The sequence below is a fragment of the Micromonospora sp. NBC_00362 genome (assembly GCF_026342155.1).
GTDB lineage: Bacteria > Actinomycetota > Actinomycetes > Mycobacteriales > Micromonosporaceae > Micromonospora > Micromonospora hortensis.
The window spans coordinates 3,326,122-3,342,687 of record NZ_JAPENH010000001.1; the positions used below are offsets into that span (position 1 = coordinate 3,326,122).

Genomic DNA, 16,566 nt, shown 5'->3' on the forward strand with positions numbered 1-16,566 from the left:
CAACGTCAATGCCTGGCGTTTGCAGGTCTGTTGCAGGATTCCCGGGGCGCAACGCCGACCGCTCAGTAGCTCTCCGGCTCGGTGATCCGCCACGCCGCGTTGATCAGCCCGATGTGCGAGAGCGCCTGCGGGATGTTGCCGAGCTGCGTGCCGGTGGTCAGGTCGATCTGCTCGCTGAACAACCCCACGTCGTTGGAGTACCCGACGACTCGCTCGAAGAGCGCCTCGGCGCGCTGCGGCTCACCCGTCATCACCAGACATTCCACCAGCCAGAACGAGCACAGCAGGAATCCGGCCGGGTCGGTCGTCCAACGCCGCAGCAGACCGTCCTCGGTGCCCAGCTCGCGCTCGACCATCGCGATCGTCGAGCGCATCCGCGGATCGGTGGCCGGCAGGAAGTGCGTGACCGGCAGCGCGAGCACCGAGGCGTCCAGCTCCGCCGATCCGAACGCGCCGGTGAACGCCCCGATCCGTTCGTTCCACCCCTCGCGCAGCACGGTGTCGCGGATCTCGTCGCGTACCCGCGCCCAGCGATGCGGGTCGGCCCGATCACCGAGCCGGTCGGCGAGCCCCACCGCCCGGTCCATCGTCAACCAGCAGGACACCTTGGACGAGACGTACTGGCGTTCCTCGTCGCGTGTCTCCCAGATGCCCCGGTCCGGCAGGTGCCACGTAGCGGCCACCTGCTCGGTCAGCCCGAGCACCATCTCCCGCAGCTCGTCCTCGAACCGTGCGCCGAGGTAGTCGCGCAACCGCCACACCGCCGACATCACCTCACCCGGCACGTCGAGCTGCCGCTGCCGCCAGGCGTCGTTGCCGACCCGCACCGGTCGACTGTCACGGTAGCCGCGCAGGTGGTTGCAGTGGTGTTCGGAGAGGTCGCGTTCCCCCTCCAGCCCGAAGAGCACCGGCACTGGCTCATCACCGAACCGGCCGATCGAACGGGTCGCCCAGGCGAACAACCGGGACGTCTCGTCGGGGCAGGCCGCCACCCAGAGAGCCCGCATGGTCAACGAGAAGTCCCGCAGCCAGGAGTAGCGGTAGTCGTAGTTCCGGTCGCCACCGATCTGCTCCGGCAACGAGGTGGTCAACGCGGCGGCGACCGCGCCACTGCGGGCGTACGTGAGGCCGGTCAGGACGGTCGAGCTGTGTTTGACGAGTTCGGGGTATCGGCCGGAGTACCCGTGCGTCTCCCGGAACGCCTGCCACGCCTCCGTCGTCTCGGCGAGGGTGGTCAGCGGGTTCACCCGGGCCGGCGGGTCGCCGTACGCCTCGCCGAACGCGAGGTCCATCCCGATGACCTGACCGGCGGAGACCTCGAACTCGTGGGTCACCCGGTCGGTGCCCGCCCGCAGGTGCAGGCCCCCGGCGCGCAACATCAGCACCACCGGGCCGGCGCCGGCCAGCACCCCGCCGTCCGGCTGCTCGTGCAGGTACGGCGTGAGCAGGCCGTACTCCGGGCGGGGCGCGAAGTCCAACGCCATCCGTACCCGCCCGGAGAGCCCCTCGACCACCCGGATCAGCACCGCGGGTGAGTTCTTGCCCAGCTCGTGGGCGCGGGCGCCGACCTCGGCGGCCAGCGCGTCGGTGACCGCCACGCTGCCGTGCGGGGTGTGGTGCACAGTCCGCAGCACCAACGTGTCCGGCAGGTACGCACGCTCCACCCGGTGACCCGGACCACCGAACCCGACCGGCGCCAGCCGGAAGTGGCCGGCCCTCGGGTCGAGCAACCGCGCGAACACGGACGATCCGTCGAACCGGTGCGGGCACCACCAGTCGATCGAGCCGTCCTTGCCGACCAGGGCACCCGAACGAGAGTCCGAGAGGAACCCGTAGTCGGAGATCTGCGGCTGCTGCTCCACCCGCCGGGGGTACCCGCCTCGGCCCGGATCAGGCCGGAACGATCACTCGGTCGGTGGCTCGTCCTCGCCCGCCGCCTCTGCCGCGTCGGCCTCTTCCTTGGTCTTGTGCACGGCCTTGTCGGCGTGCTCCGGCGGCCCGTAGACCGTGTAGAGCACCAGCGGGTTGGGGCCGGTGTTGACGAAGTTGTGCTTGGTGCCCGCCGGCACCACTACCAGGTCGCCAGCGACGACCTTCCGCTTCGCGCCGGCGACCCGCGCCTCGCCGACGCCGCTGACGAAGGTGAGGATCTGGTCGATGTCCTCGTGCACCTCCTCGCCGATCTCCCCATCGGCGGGGATGGTCATGATGACCAGCTGGGTGTGCTCACCGGTCCACAGCACGCGCCGGAAATCCGGGCTCTTCTCGGCGACAGTCGCGATAGTGAAATGCTCCATGTCCACGCTCATACCCCGTCTGGCGGCGCGCCACGCCGGGACTGGCGGATGGTGCAATTCCCCACGGGTGGCGGGTTTGGATCCGCGCGGACCGGGGATCGACAACGCTGACCGGCGCGAACGGCCGGTCGAGCCAGGTCCCCGCCGACGTACCGCCGAACGGCTGCGGTGGTGGGAGACGGCCAGAGCACGGCGACGTTCCGACAACTGTCGAAACGGCGCCGTGCGCTCTTGTGTGCCCGGGGCCTAGCGGTGCAGCCAGGTGAGCAGGTCGGGTGGGGCCAGCGCCGCGACCCGTTGCCGGTAGCGGGCCAGACCGGTCTCGTCCAGCAGGTCGCGTCCCTGGCCTGAGCCTCCCCGGCGAAAGAACGCCTGCCGGTCACGCAGCACGCCGAGCGTGTCCGGTGCGAGCTGGTCGGCGCGCTCCCGCATGCGACCGAAGGTGGCCGCCTCGACCAACTCCGGCCCCGGGCTCGGGAGGTTCCACAGGTCGGCCAGCCGGCGCATCTCACCGCCCAGATCCGCCATTAGGTCGTCGTAGTGCACCAGCTCGACGTTCGGCTCGTGCCGGCGCGCCCACGCGTCACCAATGTGCATCAGCACCCCGGGCAGCGAGTCCAGCTCGACGCGGGGGTCCACCTCCCGGTCGACCCAGCTCAGCAACCACTCGCGTACCGGAGGCCGCTCCCGGGGTGGCCCGGCCGGGGCGGGTTGGCCGGTCAGCTCGGCGATGCGCGCCCGGTCCAGGTTGGCGCTCTGGTGGTAGAGGGAGACCGCCATGTCCAGCGGGTGCCGGGCCACCACCACGTACCGCGCCCGAGGGTCGAGCGGCACCCCGTCCAGCGGAGTGTGCGTCTTGATGAACCGCCGGTGTGGCTGGGCGGCCAGCCGGTCGTACACCGTGGCCCGCGGCTCGCCCAACCAGTCCAGCCACGGCGACAGCACTGTCAGCGGTGCCGGCAACTCCGGGGTACGAAGCACCAGGAGCGCACAGATCATCTGCATCCAGGTGGTGCCGCTCTTGGATCGGGTGCTGATCACGAGGTCGCCGTCGCGGAACGGGAAACCGGTCCACCGCGCGCTGTCCTCTTCGTCGGACTGGTAACGGTGAATCGGCGTGAGCATCGGTGGATGGTAGTCGCCGAACCGACAGTCGAGCAGCCGAATTCCGGCTTACATTCCTGGGGCCTGTGCGTATGCCTGGCTAGATTGAAGTATGGTGCCCGCCCGCGGGGGCCGGGCGGCGGCACCGGTCTACCGCCCCATCCTCGCCAACCGACGAGGCGAGCTTGAGGCCCTGAGCCACCTCGATCCCGCGTACGCCGCGCTGGTCGCCCCGATCCTGGAGATCGGCGCCATAGGTCGGTCCACGATGGACGCCATTCGCCGGTTGCCATCCGGGCTGCTGCCCGCCATCGACGTCAGCGCACTGCCCGACATTCCCGAGGCGGAGCTGACCCGTTGGGGCGTACCCGTGGTGCCGGTGATCGGGCTCTCCGAGAGCGACCACCGGCTGGTAGCGCACGGCGCGGCGGCACGGGCGTACGGCCGGAGCGCGCTCATCCGGCTGCGGACCGGCCGGGACCGGGCCGGACCGGACGCCAGCACCACAGCCGTGGAACGGATCTGGCGGTTCACCGGCCTCGCCCCTGAGGAGTGCGACCTGCTGGTGGACGCGGGGGACGTCTGCTGCCCGGCGGACGTGCGGACCGCCGAGCCCCGGGTACGCCACCTGCTGGACTGGGCACGTCGACACGCCTGGCGGTCGGTGACGGTGGCGGCAGGTGGTATGCCGCCGACGCTGTCCCGGTTGCCCACCGACGAGCCGGTCCCGCTGGACCGTTGGGACTGGCAACTGTGGCGGCGACTTGCCGACGCCGGGGTCGACTACGGCGACTACGGCGTCCACCCGGCCGGGCCGGGCACCGGTGACCCTGGCGACCGGTTGCCGACGGTGCGTTACACCGACGACGGCCGCTGGTGGGTCTACCGCTGGGCGCGACGCGGCGGCCGGGGCGACGACCGGTTCGCCGACCTGTGTCGCACGCTGGTGTCGGCACCGCACTGGCCCACCACCGGGGCGGCCTTCTCCTGGGGTGACCATGAGCTGCTGCGGCGGGCCCGCCGGGGCGCCGGGGCCGGCTCGACCGCCAACTGGGCGGCGTGGAGCACCTCGCACCACCTGGCCCACGTGCTGGCCACGCTGCTGCACCCGGCCGGGGAGGGCACGCCGCGGTGGCACCCCGGGCAGGGGCCACCGCAGCGGGGACGATCGCTGCGGTGAGGCCGGGTCTACTGCCTCTCGGTGAAGCCGAACTGGATGATGCCCTCGTCGTCGACTGTGGCATCCACCGACGCGTCGCCGAGCAGCTCGGCGGCGTCCTCGTCCAGGAAGATCCGGGCGCCCTGGTTGTCGACCACCCGATCGCCCTGCGCCGGTTCGGGCACCAGCTCGACGGTGAGCGAGCCCGCCTCGGTGTCGGCGGCGATACGCACCCCGCCGTCCTGGGCGACGTCCTGTTGGTTGGCGAGGTCACGGATGACGAGCACGGCGTTATCGGTCATGGTGAGCATTGATGGAACTCCTCGTGAATTGTCGGCTCGCGGTCGGATACCGCGCGGACCGGACAGTCGGCCCGCGTACGAGCACACGTGGGAGGCGACAGAGGGGCGAACGGTCATCGCCGTCGCATCGGATCGGGGCAGCTGACGGCCCCGTCACTCCCACCGTGCCCGCTGGCCGACCATCCGTCAAATAGAGCCAGGTCAGTGGAGAGCGGCGGCCGGCTCCAGCCAGGCGCGAATCTCGTTGACCGCCGCACGGCCGGCCCGGTTGGCTCCGATCGTGCTGGCCGAGGGGCCGTACCCGACCAGGTGAACCCGTGCGTCGGCGACCACCCGGGTGCCGTCCATCGTGATACCGCCGCCGGGCGCGCGCAGCCCCAGCGGGGCGAGGTGGTCGATGGCCGCCCGGAAGCCGGTGCACCACAGGATCACGTCAGCCGGCACGAACCGCCCGTCCGTCCAGGCCACCCCGTCGGGCGTGATCCGCTCGAACATGGGTAGCCGGTCGAGGACGCCGCGCTCACGCAGTCGGCGTACCTCCGGGGTGACCGGCAGCCCGGTCACGCCCACCACACTGCCCGGCGGTCGGCCAGCCCGGACCGCCTGGTCCACCCGGGCCACAGCGGCCCGACCCAGCTCCTGGCCGAACTCCCCGTCGTTGAACGTCGGCGGCCGGCGGGTCACCCAGGTGGTGGCCGCCGCCACTGTGGAGACCTCACCGAGCAGTTGCACGGCCGAGGTGCCGCCGCCGACCACCACCACGCGCAAGCCGGTGAACTCGGCCGGCCCTCGATAGTCGGCGGTGTGCAACTGGCGTCCGCGAAACGTCGACCGGCCCGGGTAGTGCGGCCAGAACGGCCGCGTCCAGGTGCCGGTGGCGTTGATCAGGGCGCGGGCGGTCCAGGTGCCCCGGTCGGTGTGCACGTCCAGTCGCCCATCCGGGCGGGAGTGCACCCCCCGGACCCGCACCGGCCGCCGCACCGGCAGGTCGAAGGCCCTCTCGTACGCGGCGAAGTAGGCGCTGACCTGCTCGGAAGCCGGGCGATGCGGCGTGGTGGGCGGGAGCGGCAACCCGGGCAGGTCGTGGAAGCCGTGCACCCGGTCGAAGACCAGCGTCGGCCAGCGGTGCTGCCAGGCGCCGCCGGGCCCGTTGTCGGCGTCGAGGATGACGAAGCCGCTGCCGGGTGCGAAGCCGGTGCGGTGCAGGTGGTAGCCGGCGCTCAGGCCTGCCTGCCCGGCACCGATCACCACCACGTCCGCGGAGTGGGTGTCCACGTGGGCTACAACGCGCCGGACGTCACCGCTGTGCCCGTCCTCGACCGTCGCGCCGATCACAGACGGCCATTACGGCTTCGGCCGCCTGAGCTGCACTTACGCTGAGTGAATGAGCGACTTCCGTCGGTACGCGGCCGAGTTCCTCGGCACCCTGCTGCTGGTGTTCTTCGGGGTGGGCAGCGCGGTCGCCGCACGGGTCCAGGGCGGCGTGGTGGTGGTGGCGCTGGCCTTCGGGTTCGTGATGGTGGCCCTCGTCTACACGATCGGCCCACTCTCCGGCAGCCACGTCAACCCAGCGGTGACACTCGGTGTGCTGCTCTCCGGCAAGATCTCGGTGCTCGGGGCTGTGGCGTACTGGATCGCGCAGTTCGTCGGCGCGACCGTGGCGGGCTTCGTGCTCTGGGCGCTGACCCGATGGGGTGACGTAGCGGACCAGACCGGAGCCCTGGGCACGAACGGCTACGGCGCGCACATCAACCGGGGCGGCGCGGCGGTGCTGGAAGTCGTGCTGACCTTCCTCTTCGTGCTGGTCGTGCTGGTGGTGACGAGTCGGAGTGAGAATCCGGGAACCGCCGGACTGGCCATCGGTTTGGCCCTGGCCGTGACCCAACTGGTGGGCGTGACGCTGACCGGCGCCGCGGTCAATCCGGCCCGCGCGTTCGGCCCGGCGGTCTTCGAGGGCGGCGTGGCGCTACGCCAACTCTGGGTGTTCATCGTCTTCCCGCTGCTCGGTGGGGCGCTCGCCGCGCTGGTCGCACCGCTGGTGATGGGGGCGCAGCGGCACTACTGGGGTGGCCACGAGAAGACGGTCGGTGGGCCGAAGTAGCCCACACGGCAATATCTTTCGCTTGAGGGCCTTCTCCGGCGAATATCTCCGTGACAGCATCAGCGGATGCATCGCCGTCACTTTCCCCGGGCCGTCGCGCTGCTCGCGCTGGTAGCCACAGCGGCCACCGCCGCCGCGCCCAGTGCCACCGCCGAGTCGCCCACCCCCGCGACGACCCAGCTGCGTGCCACCATCGACACGATCCTCGCCGACACCCGGTTGGCCGGCGCGCAGGCCTCGGTGGTCGTGGTCGACACCAGCACGGGACAGACGCTCTACGACCGCAACGGTGACCGCCGGCTGGTTCCGGCGTCAAACACCAAGCTGCTGACCTCGACGGCCGCCCTTGAGCTGCTCGGCCCGGGTCACCGTTTCAGCACCGACGTACGGGCCAGCGGCAAGCGCCGTGCGGGCCTGCTGTCCGGCAACCTCTACCTGCGCGGCGGAGGCGATCCGACGATGCTCGCCGCCGACTACGACGCGCTCGCCGCGCAGGTCGCCGCCGACGGCGTGCGGGTGGTCACCGGAAACCTGGTCGCCGACGACACCCGCTACGACCGCACCCGACTCGGCCCCGACTGGACCTGGGACGACGAGCCCTACTACTACGCCGCGCAGGTCTCGGCGCTGACAGTCGCCCCGGACACCGACTACGACGCGGGCACCGTGATCGTGCACGCCGCACCGGCGGGCCGGGCCGGCGCCCCGCCGGTGGTCACCACCACCCCCGCCACCGGGTACGTCCGCGTCGACAACCGCGCCCAGACGGTCAGCGACGGCGAGACCTCGATCTCGATCGAGCGCGAGCACGGCGGCAACACCGTCGTGGTGACCGGTCAGATCGCCGTCGGCGACGAACCCGCCAGCGACTGGGTCACCGTCTGGGAACCCACCGGCTACGCGGCCGACGTGTTCCGGGCGGCGCTGCACCGACACGGCGTCCGGGTGCTCGGCCGGACCGTGCTCGGCCAGCCCACCCCGGAGACGGCCGACCCGGTGGCGCGCCACGACTCGATGAGTCTGGGCGAGCTGATGACGCCATTCCTGAAGCTGTCCAACAATGGGCACGCCGAGGTGTTGACCAAGGAGATCGGTCGGGTGCTCTCCGGCTCGGGCACCTGGACCGCCGGGCTCACCGCGATCAGCGAGTACGTCGCCGACACCGGAATGGACACCGGGAGACTGCGCCAGCGTGACGGCTCAGGATTGTCCCGACGCAACCTGATTCCGGCGGCGGAATTCGTCGACCTGCTGAGCGCCGTCCGCGCCGAACCGTGGTTCGCGACCTGGTACGCGGCGCTGCCGATCGCCGGTCAGCCCGAGCGGTTCGTCGGCGGCACCCTGCGCAGCCGGATGGCCGACACGCCAGCCGCAGGCAACGTGCACGCCAAGACCGGCAGCCTGACCGGGGTCTCCGGGCTCTCCGGCTACGTCACCAGCGCCGATGGTCGACTGCTGGCGTTCTCCATCCTGCTGAACAACTACCTCACGGCGTCGGTGAAGTCGATGGAGGACCAGATCGCCGTGGCGCTGGCCGGCTTCCGCGAGGGTGGTGCGTCGACGGCACGGGTGGCCCCGCCGGCGGTGCCGGAGACGCCGCGCACCCCGGAGGGCATCGAGTGCTCCTGGATCAAACCGATCACCTGCTGAGCGACGGCCGGGAGGCGCGGAAGCACCTCCCGGCCCGGCGAGCGCTCAGGCCGGACGGTCCGGTGGGGGGACCACCGCCGTCGGGTCACCACGTTCGATGAGCGCGGCGATCTCAGCGGCCCGCAGCCCGCGCAGCGCCAGCACCCGGGTGCCCCAGCGGTGCAGGCGGCACGGGTGCGGGCTGGCATCGTTACGGCAGACCACACCCCCGGACCACCGTCGGGGGGCGTGCACCACCACCGCCCGTACGGCGAACTGGGTGTCCTCGCCCGTGACGTACGGCGGCAGGGGGATGTCGCGAAGAACCTCCCCGGACGCTTCGCCGATGCCGGACGAAGCGGCACGACGGTCGCGGTGGGCGATGCTACTCATCTCCGCTGCCTCCACACTGGATGGTCGGATGGGGACAGCAGAAAGTTACGGCGCATTCGACGGTCTGCGACGGACAAACTGTCCCGCTCTCCGAACGCACAGCGATCAGTCAGTCAGTCACCGCACCGTCACGGCCTGGAGGCCGACGTTGCCGCAGTGCGACGTGAAGACCTTCTCGACGGTCCAGGTCAGCAGCAGCCGGGCACCCTTCGGCGCTGTGAAGCGGATGGTGAACTGGGCGCTCTGGCTGGTGTAGGGGTCTTCGAGTCGGGCGATGCTGGCGGGCCCGCCGGTGGACAGCCGCGCTTCCAGTCGCCCCCGAGCCATCCAGATGCCACCGTAGAGCTGGACCGTGCGCGGCTCACCACTGCCGGCGACGGCGACGCTGAACCCGTTCCCGGCACCGCAGGCGTAGACGCCGTTGGAGCTGCCGCTCGTCGACCGCTCCGGCGTGCCGTCGGCCCAGCGCACGTACTCCTGGTTGCCGTCCCAACCGACCCGCCGGCCTGGGCCACCTCCGTCGATGATCTCGCCGGAGCCGGAACGCTTGCGGTTCATCGACCTGCCGCCGCGCTCCCCCCAGTGCACCCAGTCCCGAGCGCCAACGGCGGTGAGGTCGACGATGGCGGGCATCTCGCCCCGGCTCACCGTCAGCGCCGGCGAATCGGGCTTCGGCGGTGGCGGGGCGGGCGTGCTGGCCGACGGCGTCGGGTCCGGCGAGGGTGGTCGCTGGCGCGGACGCAGACCGGGCGTCGCCGGCCCCGCCTCGCCGGTGCGCCCGTCGGCGGCCGGCACACCGGGGGGACGTGCGGGCACACTGCCCGGGCCCGCCTGGTCGTCGTCCGGCGCCGGACCGGACCGGGTGGCGAGGTACGAGATCAACACCACCAGGCAGACGAGGACGGCGGCTCCCTCCACCGCCCAGCGCCGCCGCTGTCGGGCGCGGCGCAACACGCTGCGGGTCACCCCGGCGGTAATGGCACGCGGACGGTGCTTCGGCGGCGCGTCGCCAGCCCTCGAACCAGCCCGCGTGCGGTCTTCGTCCGCCACCGACCCCTCCAACTCCGCCGCCCGGCCGTTATGGACCGCCGAGGACCACACCATCCACTGTGGGCAGTTTCACGTTTGCCCGGGCGTGGACGACACGCTAGATCCGGACTACCGGACGTGTCCAGCCCACAATGGGACGCTGTCGGACAACCCGGCCGCCCGCCCAGGCACCTGGGCAGACCACCAGTGCTTCCGGGGTCAGCCGATCCGGAAGCCGAGCAGTTGCGCGACGACCACTGCCTGCTCGACGTCGATCACGGCACCGGCCCGTTCGACGACCGTCGGATCGAGCGCTGTGAGATCGCTGCCCCGCAGGTCGGCGCCGCCGAGCCGGACGTTCGTCAGCTGCGCCCCGGAAAGATCGACACCGGTGACCGTAGCACCGGTGAGGTTGGCCCTGGTGAGGTCCACCTCGCGCATGCGCACCCCGGTCAGCCGGATGCCACGCAGGTCGGCACCGGGCAACGCGACGAAGGACCAGTCACCGCCGTCCACCGTCAACGGACGCAGATCGCACTCGCTGAAGGTGCTGCCGACCAGCTTGCAGCCGGTGAACTCGGCCTCGAAGAAGTTGCACCGCCGAAACACGCAACGGGTGAAGGCGGAGTCGACATGCCGGGAGGCGTTGAACGCCACGTTGCCGAACGTGCACCCGGTGAAGACCGCACCTCTGCTCACCGCCTCGGTCAGGTCCACACCGAAGAACTCACAACCCACGAAGTGCCGGTCGGTCAGCTCCTCGCCGTACCAGTCCTCGTTGCGGAAGGTCACGTCCTCGGTCAACTCCGGCATCCGGCCAGGTTAGTGGGCGTCGCCGACAGCCGACGGCCGGCGGGCCGACGCCGACCCCCTTCCGGTGTCGGTGTACCGGCGAGTACGTTCGGCGGCGTGAGTGTGGCTCGGAGCAGGGACCCGGATCAGATCGGTTTCGACACGGCGCGGCTGGCACGCATCGACGAGCACTTCGGCCGGTACGTCGACGACGGCAGGCTGGCCGGCTGGCAGGTGGTGGTCACCCGTCGCGGTGAGGTGGCGCACTCCTCGACGTACGGGCTGCGCGACCGGGAGTCGGGCGCACCGGTCGAGGCCGACACTCTGTGGCGGATCTACTCGATGACCAAGCCGGTCACCTCGGTCGCGGCGATGATGCTGTGGGAGGAGGGCCGGTTCGAGCTGACCGACGAGATCAGCCGCTGGCTGCCCGAGTTCGCAGACCTGCGGGTCTACTCCAAGGGGTCGGCGCTCAAGCCGTACACGGTGCCGGCGGTCGAGCCGATCCGGGTCTGGCACCTGCTCACCCACACGGCCGGCCTGACGTACGGCTTCATGCAGACCTCGGTGGTCGACGGGCTCTACCGGGCCGCCGGCTACGACCTGTACCCGCCGGCGGACGTCGACCTGGCCGGCGCCTGCGCGGCCTTCGGCGAACTGCCGCTGCTGTTTCAGCCCGGCTCGGCGTGGGGCTACTCCGTCGCCACCGACGTGCTGGGCCGACTCGTCGAGGTGATCTCCGGGCAGAGCCTCGACGCGTTCTTCGCCGACCGGATCTTCGACCCACTGGGCATGACCGACACCCGCTGGTGGGTGGAGGGCGACGAGGCCGACCGGCTGGCCGCGCTCTACGTACCGGAACCGCGCAGCGGCCGGGCCGTCCGCTACGACAGCCTGGGGTCGCTCGCGTTCGGCAAGCCGGCGCTGCTCTCCGGCGGTGGCGGCCTGATCTCCAGCGCCGCCGACTACCACCGGTTCACGCAGTTGCTGCTGCGCGGCGGCGAGCTGGACGGCGTCCGGCTACTCGGGCCGCGCACGGTGCGGTTCATGACCCGCAACCACCTGCCCGGCGGTCAGGACCTGGGCACCTTGTCCACCGGCGGCTTCGCCGAGACCACCCTGGACGGGATCGGCTTCGGCCTCGGCTTTGCGGTGGTCGACGACCCGATCCCCAGCCGGGTGCCCAGCAGCGTCGGCGAGTACTACTGGGGCGGGGTGGCCAGCACCGCGTTCTGGGTCGACCCGGCCGAGGAGATCACCGCGCTGCTGTTCACGCAGCTGATGCCGTCGAGCACCTACCCGCTCCGCTCCCAGCTGCGCCAGCTCGTCTACGCCGCCCTGGTCGACTGACCCCGCCGGAGGCGCTGACGGACCCCACCCCAGCCCTGCCGATCTTGCACTTTGTGTTGTCTAGATGACCGTGATGAGTCGTTTGTCGGGACAGAAACTGCAAGATCGACGGAATGCCCGGCGAAGGAACGGTCAGTCGGCGAGGCGTGCCGGGAAGCCACCGGTGGCGATCGGACCCCAGGCGTCGATGGTGACCCGGATCAGCGACTTGCCCTGACGCACCATCGCCGCCCGGTAGTCGTCCCAGTCCGGGTGCTCGCCGGAGATGCCGCGGAAGTATTCGACCAGCGGCTCCAGCGCCTCGGGCAGGTCGAGCACCTCTGCGGTGCCGTCGATCTGCACCCAGGGGCCGTTCCAGTCGTCGCTGAGCACGCAGGCCGACACCCGGGGGTCGCGGCGGAGGTTGGTCACCTTGGCCCGCTCGGGGTAGGTGGAGACGACCAGCCGCCCCTGCCCGTCGACCCCGGCGGAGACCGGGGAGGACTGCGGTCGCCCGTCGGCCCGGGTGGTCATCAGCACGACGCGGTGTCGCGGCCGGAGGAAGTCGAGCAGGCCGTCCCGGTCGACCCGGGTGTTCCTTGCGATGCTGCGTGCCATTCCCCGTTCCTACCAGGGTGCGGGCGCAACGGTGGCGGCGGGTCAGCGGGGTCGGGCCGCGGCGCGGTGAACCGCCTGGGTGGGCACCCGGGGGCGGCCGGACGGACGCCAGGCCCGACCGTTGGCGTAGATCACCCGAAAACCGAGGTACGACGCGAGCGGCGCCCAGTGGGCGGAGCCCATCCGCAGCTCGGCGGCATTGTGTCGCTGGCCGTTGGCGAGCACGTCGAGGAGCACTGTTTCGAAGGCTGCCGATTCGACCCAGTCGACCTCCCGGGTGAAACCGCAGATCAAAGCGGCTCCGGTGACCTCCAGGAACTCGCGCAGCACCGCGTCCGAGGCGCGCAGCACCGAGCAGCTGCCGAAATAGAGTCGCCGGCCCTCGGCGCGGCCGGCCATCAGCTCGGCCACCTCGTTCAACTCCACTGACTGCCAGTCGGTGAGGCAGAGCCGGCTCGGCTCACCGTGCATGGCGAAGAAGCCGACCCGGTGGTCGGCGTACTGCTTGAGCAGCCAACGGTCCAGGAAGTAGAACAACTCGTCGCGGGTGGCCGCGTCCTTGTGGATGAAGCGGATCTTGCCCAGCCGCTCCAGCAGCTCCAGCGTGGGCAGCACCGAGCCCCGTTCGTTGAGGTCACGGTGCCACTGACCCTCGACACAGAAGACGCCACCGCGTGCCACGCGCACCTCCGCCAGTCCGCCGCCCGGGGGCTGACGTTACCGGCCGCCATCACCCCGGGAACATCACCCGCCGTGTGGCAGATTGCGACGTTCGGTGCCCTTGACCGCACGAGGGGCGATCGGCCGGAAATGGCTGTTTCGCAAATCAGCCGAATTCCCAGGCAATACCCAGGGACAGCGGATTGTGAGCACGATTCTCGTTAACCACCTCCAACCGCACTGATCAGTGCGAGGGTGGAAATCACGGGACTTCTCGGTCGATGTCCTGGAGCCACCCCATTCGCTCTCCTATCGGGAGGACTTCTGTGCGCGTAAACACCTTGAAGCGGGTCGCCGTCGCATTCGCCCTGGCACTGCCCGGGGCCGCAATCGCCACGGTGATCGCCGCACCGGCGGCGTACGCGGACGGCTGTTACACCTGGAACCGCACCCTGACCCAGGGGCGCTCCGGCGACGACGTCCGCCAGTTGCAGATCCGGGTCGCCGGGTGGGCCGGCTACCGGGACATCGTGGAGAACGACGGCCGCTACGGGCCGAAGACCGCCGCCGCGGTCAAGCGGTTCCAGCAGGCGTACGGGCTGCGCGCCGACGGCATCGCCGGCCCACAGACCTTCGCCAAGCTGTACCAACTCCAGGACAACGACTGCACGCCCGCGCACTTCACCTACGGCGAGTTGGACAACGGGTGCGGCGGGAGCGGGTGGAGCGGCGGCCCGCTGTCGGCGAACCAGACCAAGCAGAACGCGCTGCGCACCATGTGGAAGCTTGAGGCGCTGCGCAAGAGCCTCGGTGACAAACCGCTCAACGTGTCGAGCGGTTTCCGCAGTCGCGCCTGCAACAACCAGGTCGGCGGAGCGTCCGACAGCCAACACCTGTACGGCAACGCGGCCGACGTGACCTCACGGACGTCCTCGCTGTGCCAGGTCGCCCGCGGCGCCCGTAACAGCGGCTTCAGTGGGATCTACGGGCCGGGCTACCCCGACCACGACGACCACGTGCACGTCGACTCACGTCGGGAGAACAACAGCGACGACAGCTCGAACACGACGAGCTGGTCCGCCCCGGACTGCGGGGTCGGCAACTGAGCCCACCCGCTCGTAGCGACGTCGGCCCGACGCGGAGGGGGAATCCTCGCGTCGGGCCGACGTCGTGTCGCCCCGGGTCGGGTGGGCGGAGGGGTAGCGCGCTCAGCTCGCCCGGGGCCAGCGCGGCGCGGTGACGGGGGGAGTCACCGGCCGGCCAGCAACGGTGGGCCGTACCCCCTGGGGGACGACCCGCGCGGCCTGTTGCCGCGACGGCCCGGTCGCCGTGAACGGGAACGGCACGTGCACGAACGGATTGCCATGCCGGATCAACGCCTCGATCTGCCGCTCGTTGAGCCCGTGTGTCTCCAACACCCGACGCCCCCAGCGGTGCAGACGGCACGGGTAGGAAGCGCCGTCGTTGCGGCACAGCGGCCCGGTGGGCCACTCCTCGGCGGTGTGCACGACCACCGCCCGGACCGCGAGCCGGACATCCTCCGGGGTCAGTGGTGCCGGCATTGGCACCTCACCCAGTACCTGATCGATGGGATCCGTCGACTGCTCACCAACTCGCACGGCAGGCCTCCCGCAGTTCGGCAGCGGTACGGCGGACCTACCGCACCGACATCCTCGGCCATGGGTACGGCGGACACCGGACGAAAGTTCAATTCCGGTACGCGGTAAGCAGATCCTCCGCCGACAGCACCCGGATGCCGTCCACGGCGGTGCCACTGCGCGACACGGCAACGACCGGCACCGACTCGTCGGCGCCGGGCAGCAGAGAGCGGTGCAGGAGCAGCCGGCCCAGGTCATGCGCGTCAAAGGGTCGGCTCTCCTGCCACTTGACCGATCCCACGAAGCTGATCCTCTGAGCGACTGGCGCACGGTCGGCGCCGACGATATCGATCTCCGGGTCGTTGGTCCGGGTCCAGTAGCCGCCGATCGTCGCCGCCTCCGCCGGCAGATGGTCACCGGGCAGTCGGCGCAGCGCCTCCCGGACGACAGGTTCGATGGCCCGCCCCCGCCAGGACGTCCACGACCGGTCGATCCGGTCCAGGGTCAGGTCGCCACGCCCCCGCTCGATCTCGGAGAGGTGCGGTCCGAGAAACGACAACCAGAAGCGCAGGTACGGATCGGCCACCGCGTACCGGGTCTCCCGCGACGGCTTGGTCGACAGCGGAACGGTGACCTCCACTGCCCGCTTCTGGGTCAGCAGGCGCAGGGCGCGGTTGAGGGACGCCTGCGGAAGATCCCCTGCCGCGCGGGAGATCAGCGAGAAGGTCCGCTCACCGGAACCGATGGCACGCAGCACCAGACCCGCCTGGGACTGGGGCGGGAACTCCGCCGCCAGGGCCCGCTCGCCGCTCACCAGCAGGGCAGAGGTCGGATCCCGTACCGCGTCGGTCAGATACTCGCGGACGGACGCACCGGTCGGCCACTCGTCGAGGATCAGCGGCAGACCGCCGGACACCAGGTAGGCGTCGAACGCGTCGGCGGCGGACAGGCCGAGCATGTCGCTGACGTCGGCCGGGCTCAGCGGCGGAATGACCATTTCCGTGGCTCGCTGGTGGAATGGCCTGCCGTAGTCGTTGAGGGCCTCCATCATGGCCAGGTCCGATCCGACGCAGATCAGCAGGACCGGCCGTCGGGACAACTCGCGATCGAAGACCTTCTGCAGCGTTCCCTCGAAGCCCGGGTCGCCAGCGATGAGGTACGGCATCTCGTCCAGGACGACGACGCTGGGCCGGTCGGACGGCAGCGCGGCGGCGAGCAGGGTCAGCGCGGCGTCCCAGGTCTGTGGTTGCTGCTCCCGAAGGATCTGCGCACCCGGCAGCGTCGAGGCGGCCGCCTCCTCCACGAAGAGGGCGAGCTCGGCTGCGACGCTCGGCTGCGCGGAGGCGGTGAAGAAGAGGTACGGCACCTCGGCCCGCTCCACGAACTCCTCGACCAGTCGGGACTTGCCTACCCGCCGGCGACCGCGCATGAGCAGGGCCCGCCCAGGCCGACCGGCACGGCCACCCCGTCGCACCCGAGAGAGCATGCCGCCCAGGAGATCAAGTTCACGGTCCCGCCCGACAAAGCCGTCCACGATCACCCCTGACACAACCAA

At 70.9% G+C, this 16,566-nt stretch carries 17 protein-coding genes; 5 read left to right on the forward strand and 12 right to left on the reverse strand.

From position 1 onward, the window contains the following. Positions 1-62 precede the first annotated feature (62 nt). The 3 genes from OG992_RS15105 to OG992_RS15115 form a co-directional block, all read right to left on the reverse strand. Positions 63-1,862, reverse strand: a complete 1,800-nt coding sequence (locus OG992_RS15105) for a glycoside hydrolase family 15 protein (protein WP_238683429.1) — start codon at positions 1,860-1,862, stop codon at positions 63-65. Between the two features lie 42 nt (positions 1,863-1,904). Further along, entirely contained in the window at positions 1,905-2,297 is a 393-nt protein-coding gene (locus OG992_RS15110; RefSeq protein ID WP_091397116.1) for a cupin domain-containing protein, read from the reverse strand. A gap of 246 nt (positions 2,298-2,543) precedes the next feature. Continuing rightward, positions 2,544-3,422 (reverse strand): sulfotransferase domain-containing protein, encoded by an 879-nt coding sequence (locus tag OG992_RS15115; RefSeq protein WP_238683430.1) that lies wholly within the window; start codon positions 3,420-3,422, stop codon positions 2,544-2,546. 91 nt (positions 3,423-3,513) lie between these two features. On the opposite strand from OG992_RS15115, the gene OG992_RS15120 reads away from it, so the two are divergent. Continuing rightward, positions 3,514-4,581, forward strand: coding sequence for a beta family protein (locus OG992_RS15120; protein WP_266303547.1), 1,068 nt, complete (start codon positions 3,514-3,516; stop codon positions 4,579-4,581). An 8-nt stretch (positions 4,582-4,589) separates the two neighbouring features. Here OG992_RS15120 and OG992_RS15125 read toward each other — a convergent pair whose 3' ends face one another. Then, complete coding sequence (locus OG992_RS15125; RefSeq protein ID WP_088946415.1) at positions 4,590-4,871, reverse strand: adhesin; 282 nt, start codon at positions 4,869-4,871, stop codon at positions 4,590-4,592. Positions 4,872-5,063: 192 nt separating this feature from the next. Next, positions 5,064-6,137, reverse strand: a complete 1,074-nt coding sequence (locus OG992_RS15130; RefSeq protein WP_238683432.1) for an NAD(P)-binding domain-containing protein — start codon at positions 6,135-6,137, stop codon at positions 5,064-5,066. 109 nt (positions 6,138-6,246) lie between these two features. Here OG992_RS15130 and OG992_RS15135 point away from each other — a divergent pair, with 109 nt between their 5' ends. Continuing rightward, entirely contained in the window at positions 6,247-6,963 is a 717-nt protein-coding gene (locus tag OG992_RS15135; protein WP_238683433.1) for an MIP/aquaporin family protein, read from the forward strand. A 66-nt stretch (positions 6,964-7,029) separates the two neighbouring features. Beyond that, on the forward strand, positions 7,030-8,613 hold the full coding sequence (gene dacB / locus OG992_RS15140; protein WP_266303548.1) for a D-alanyl-D-alanine carboxypeptidase/D-alanyl-D-alanine-endopeptidase: 1,584 nt from the start codon (positions 7,030-7,032) through the stop codon (positions 8,611-8,613). Positions 8,614-8,658: 45 nt separating this feature from the next. On the opposite strand, the gene OG992_RS15145 is transcribed toward dacB, so the two are convergent. From OG992_RS15145 to OG992_RS15155, 3 genes are all read right to left on the reverse strand, one after another. Next, on the reverse strand, positions 8,659-8,985 hold the full coding sequence (locus OG992_RS15145) for a hypothetical protein (protein WP_238683435.1): 327 nt from the start codon (positions 8,983-8,985) through the stop codon (positions 8,659-8,661). A 117-nt stretch (positions 8,986-9,102) separates the two neighbouring features. Continuing rightward, a complete protein-coding gene (locus tag OG992_RS15150) occupies positions 9,103-10,035 on the reverse strand; it encodes a hypothetical protein (protein ID WP_266303549.1) in 933 nt (310 codons plus the stop codon). Positions 10,036-10,233: 198 nt separating this feature from the next. Then, on the reverse strand, positions 10,234-10,827 hold the full coding sequence (locus OG992_RS15155) for a pentapeptide repeat-containing protein (RefSeq protein WP_238683437.1): 594 nt from the start codon (positions 10,825-10,827) through the stop codon (positions 10,234-10,236). A gap of 96 nt (positions 10,828-10,923) precedes the next feature. Between OG992_RS15155 and OG992_RS15160 the strand changes: the two genes are divergently transcribed. After that, positions 10,924-12,156 carry a serine hydrolase gene (locus tag OG992_RS15160; protein ID WP_238683438.1) on the forward strand — a complete coding sequence of 411 codons (1,233 nt, stop codon included), beginning with the start codon at positions 10,924-10,926 and terminating at the stop codon, positions 12,154-12,156. Positions 12,157-12,288: 132 nt separating this feature from the next. On the opposite strand, the gene OG992_RS15165 is transcribed toward OG992_RS15160, so the two are convergent. Both OG992_RS15165 and OG992_RS15170 read right to left on the reverse strand, forming a co-directional pair. Beyond that, the gene (locus OG992_RS15165) at positions 12,289-12,753 is read right to left on the reverse strand and encodes a PPOX class F420-dependent oxidoreductase (RefSeq protein ID WP_266303550.1); all 465 of its coding nucleotides are present in this window, start codon (positions 12,751-12,753) and stop codon (positions 12,289-12,291) included. A gap of 42 nt (positions 12,754-12,795) precedes the next feature. Then, entirely contained in the window at positions 12,796-13,434 is a 639-nt protein-coding gene (locus tag OG992_RS15170; protein ID WP_091393643.1) for a DUF6642 family protein, read from the reverse strand. Positions 13,435-13,739: 305 nt separating this feature from the next. On the opposite strand from OG992_RS15170, the gene OG992_RS15175 reads away from it, so the two are divergent. Beyond that, entirely contained in the window at positions 13,740-14,519 is a 780-nt protein-coding gene (locus OG992_RS15175) for a D-Ala-D-Ala carboxypeptidase family metallohydrolase (protein ID WP_238683440.1), read from the forward strand. Positions 14,520-14,621: 102 nt separating this feature from the next. Here the strand turns inward: OG992_RS15175 and OG992_RS15180 are convergent, their stop codons facing one another. Further along, positions 14,622-14,975, reverse strand: a complete 354-nt coding sequence (locus OG992_RS15180) for a hypothetical protein (protein WP_266303551.1) — start codon at positions 14,973-14,975, stop codon at positions 14,622-14,624. Between the two features lie 145 nt (positions 14,976-15,120). Then, positions 15,121-16,560 carry a DUF234 domain-containing protein gene (locus tag OG992_RS15185; RefSeq protein ID WP_323181864.1) on the reverse strand — a complete coding sequence of 480 codons (1,440 nt, stop codon included), beginning with the start codon at positions 16,558-16,560 and terminating at the stop codon, positions 15,121-15,123. Positions 16,561-16,566 lie beyond the last annotated feature (6 nt).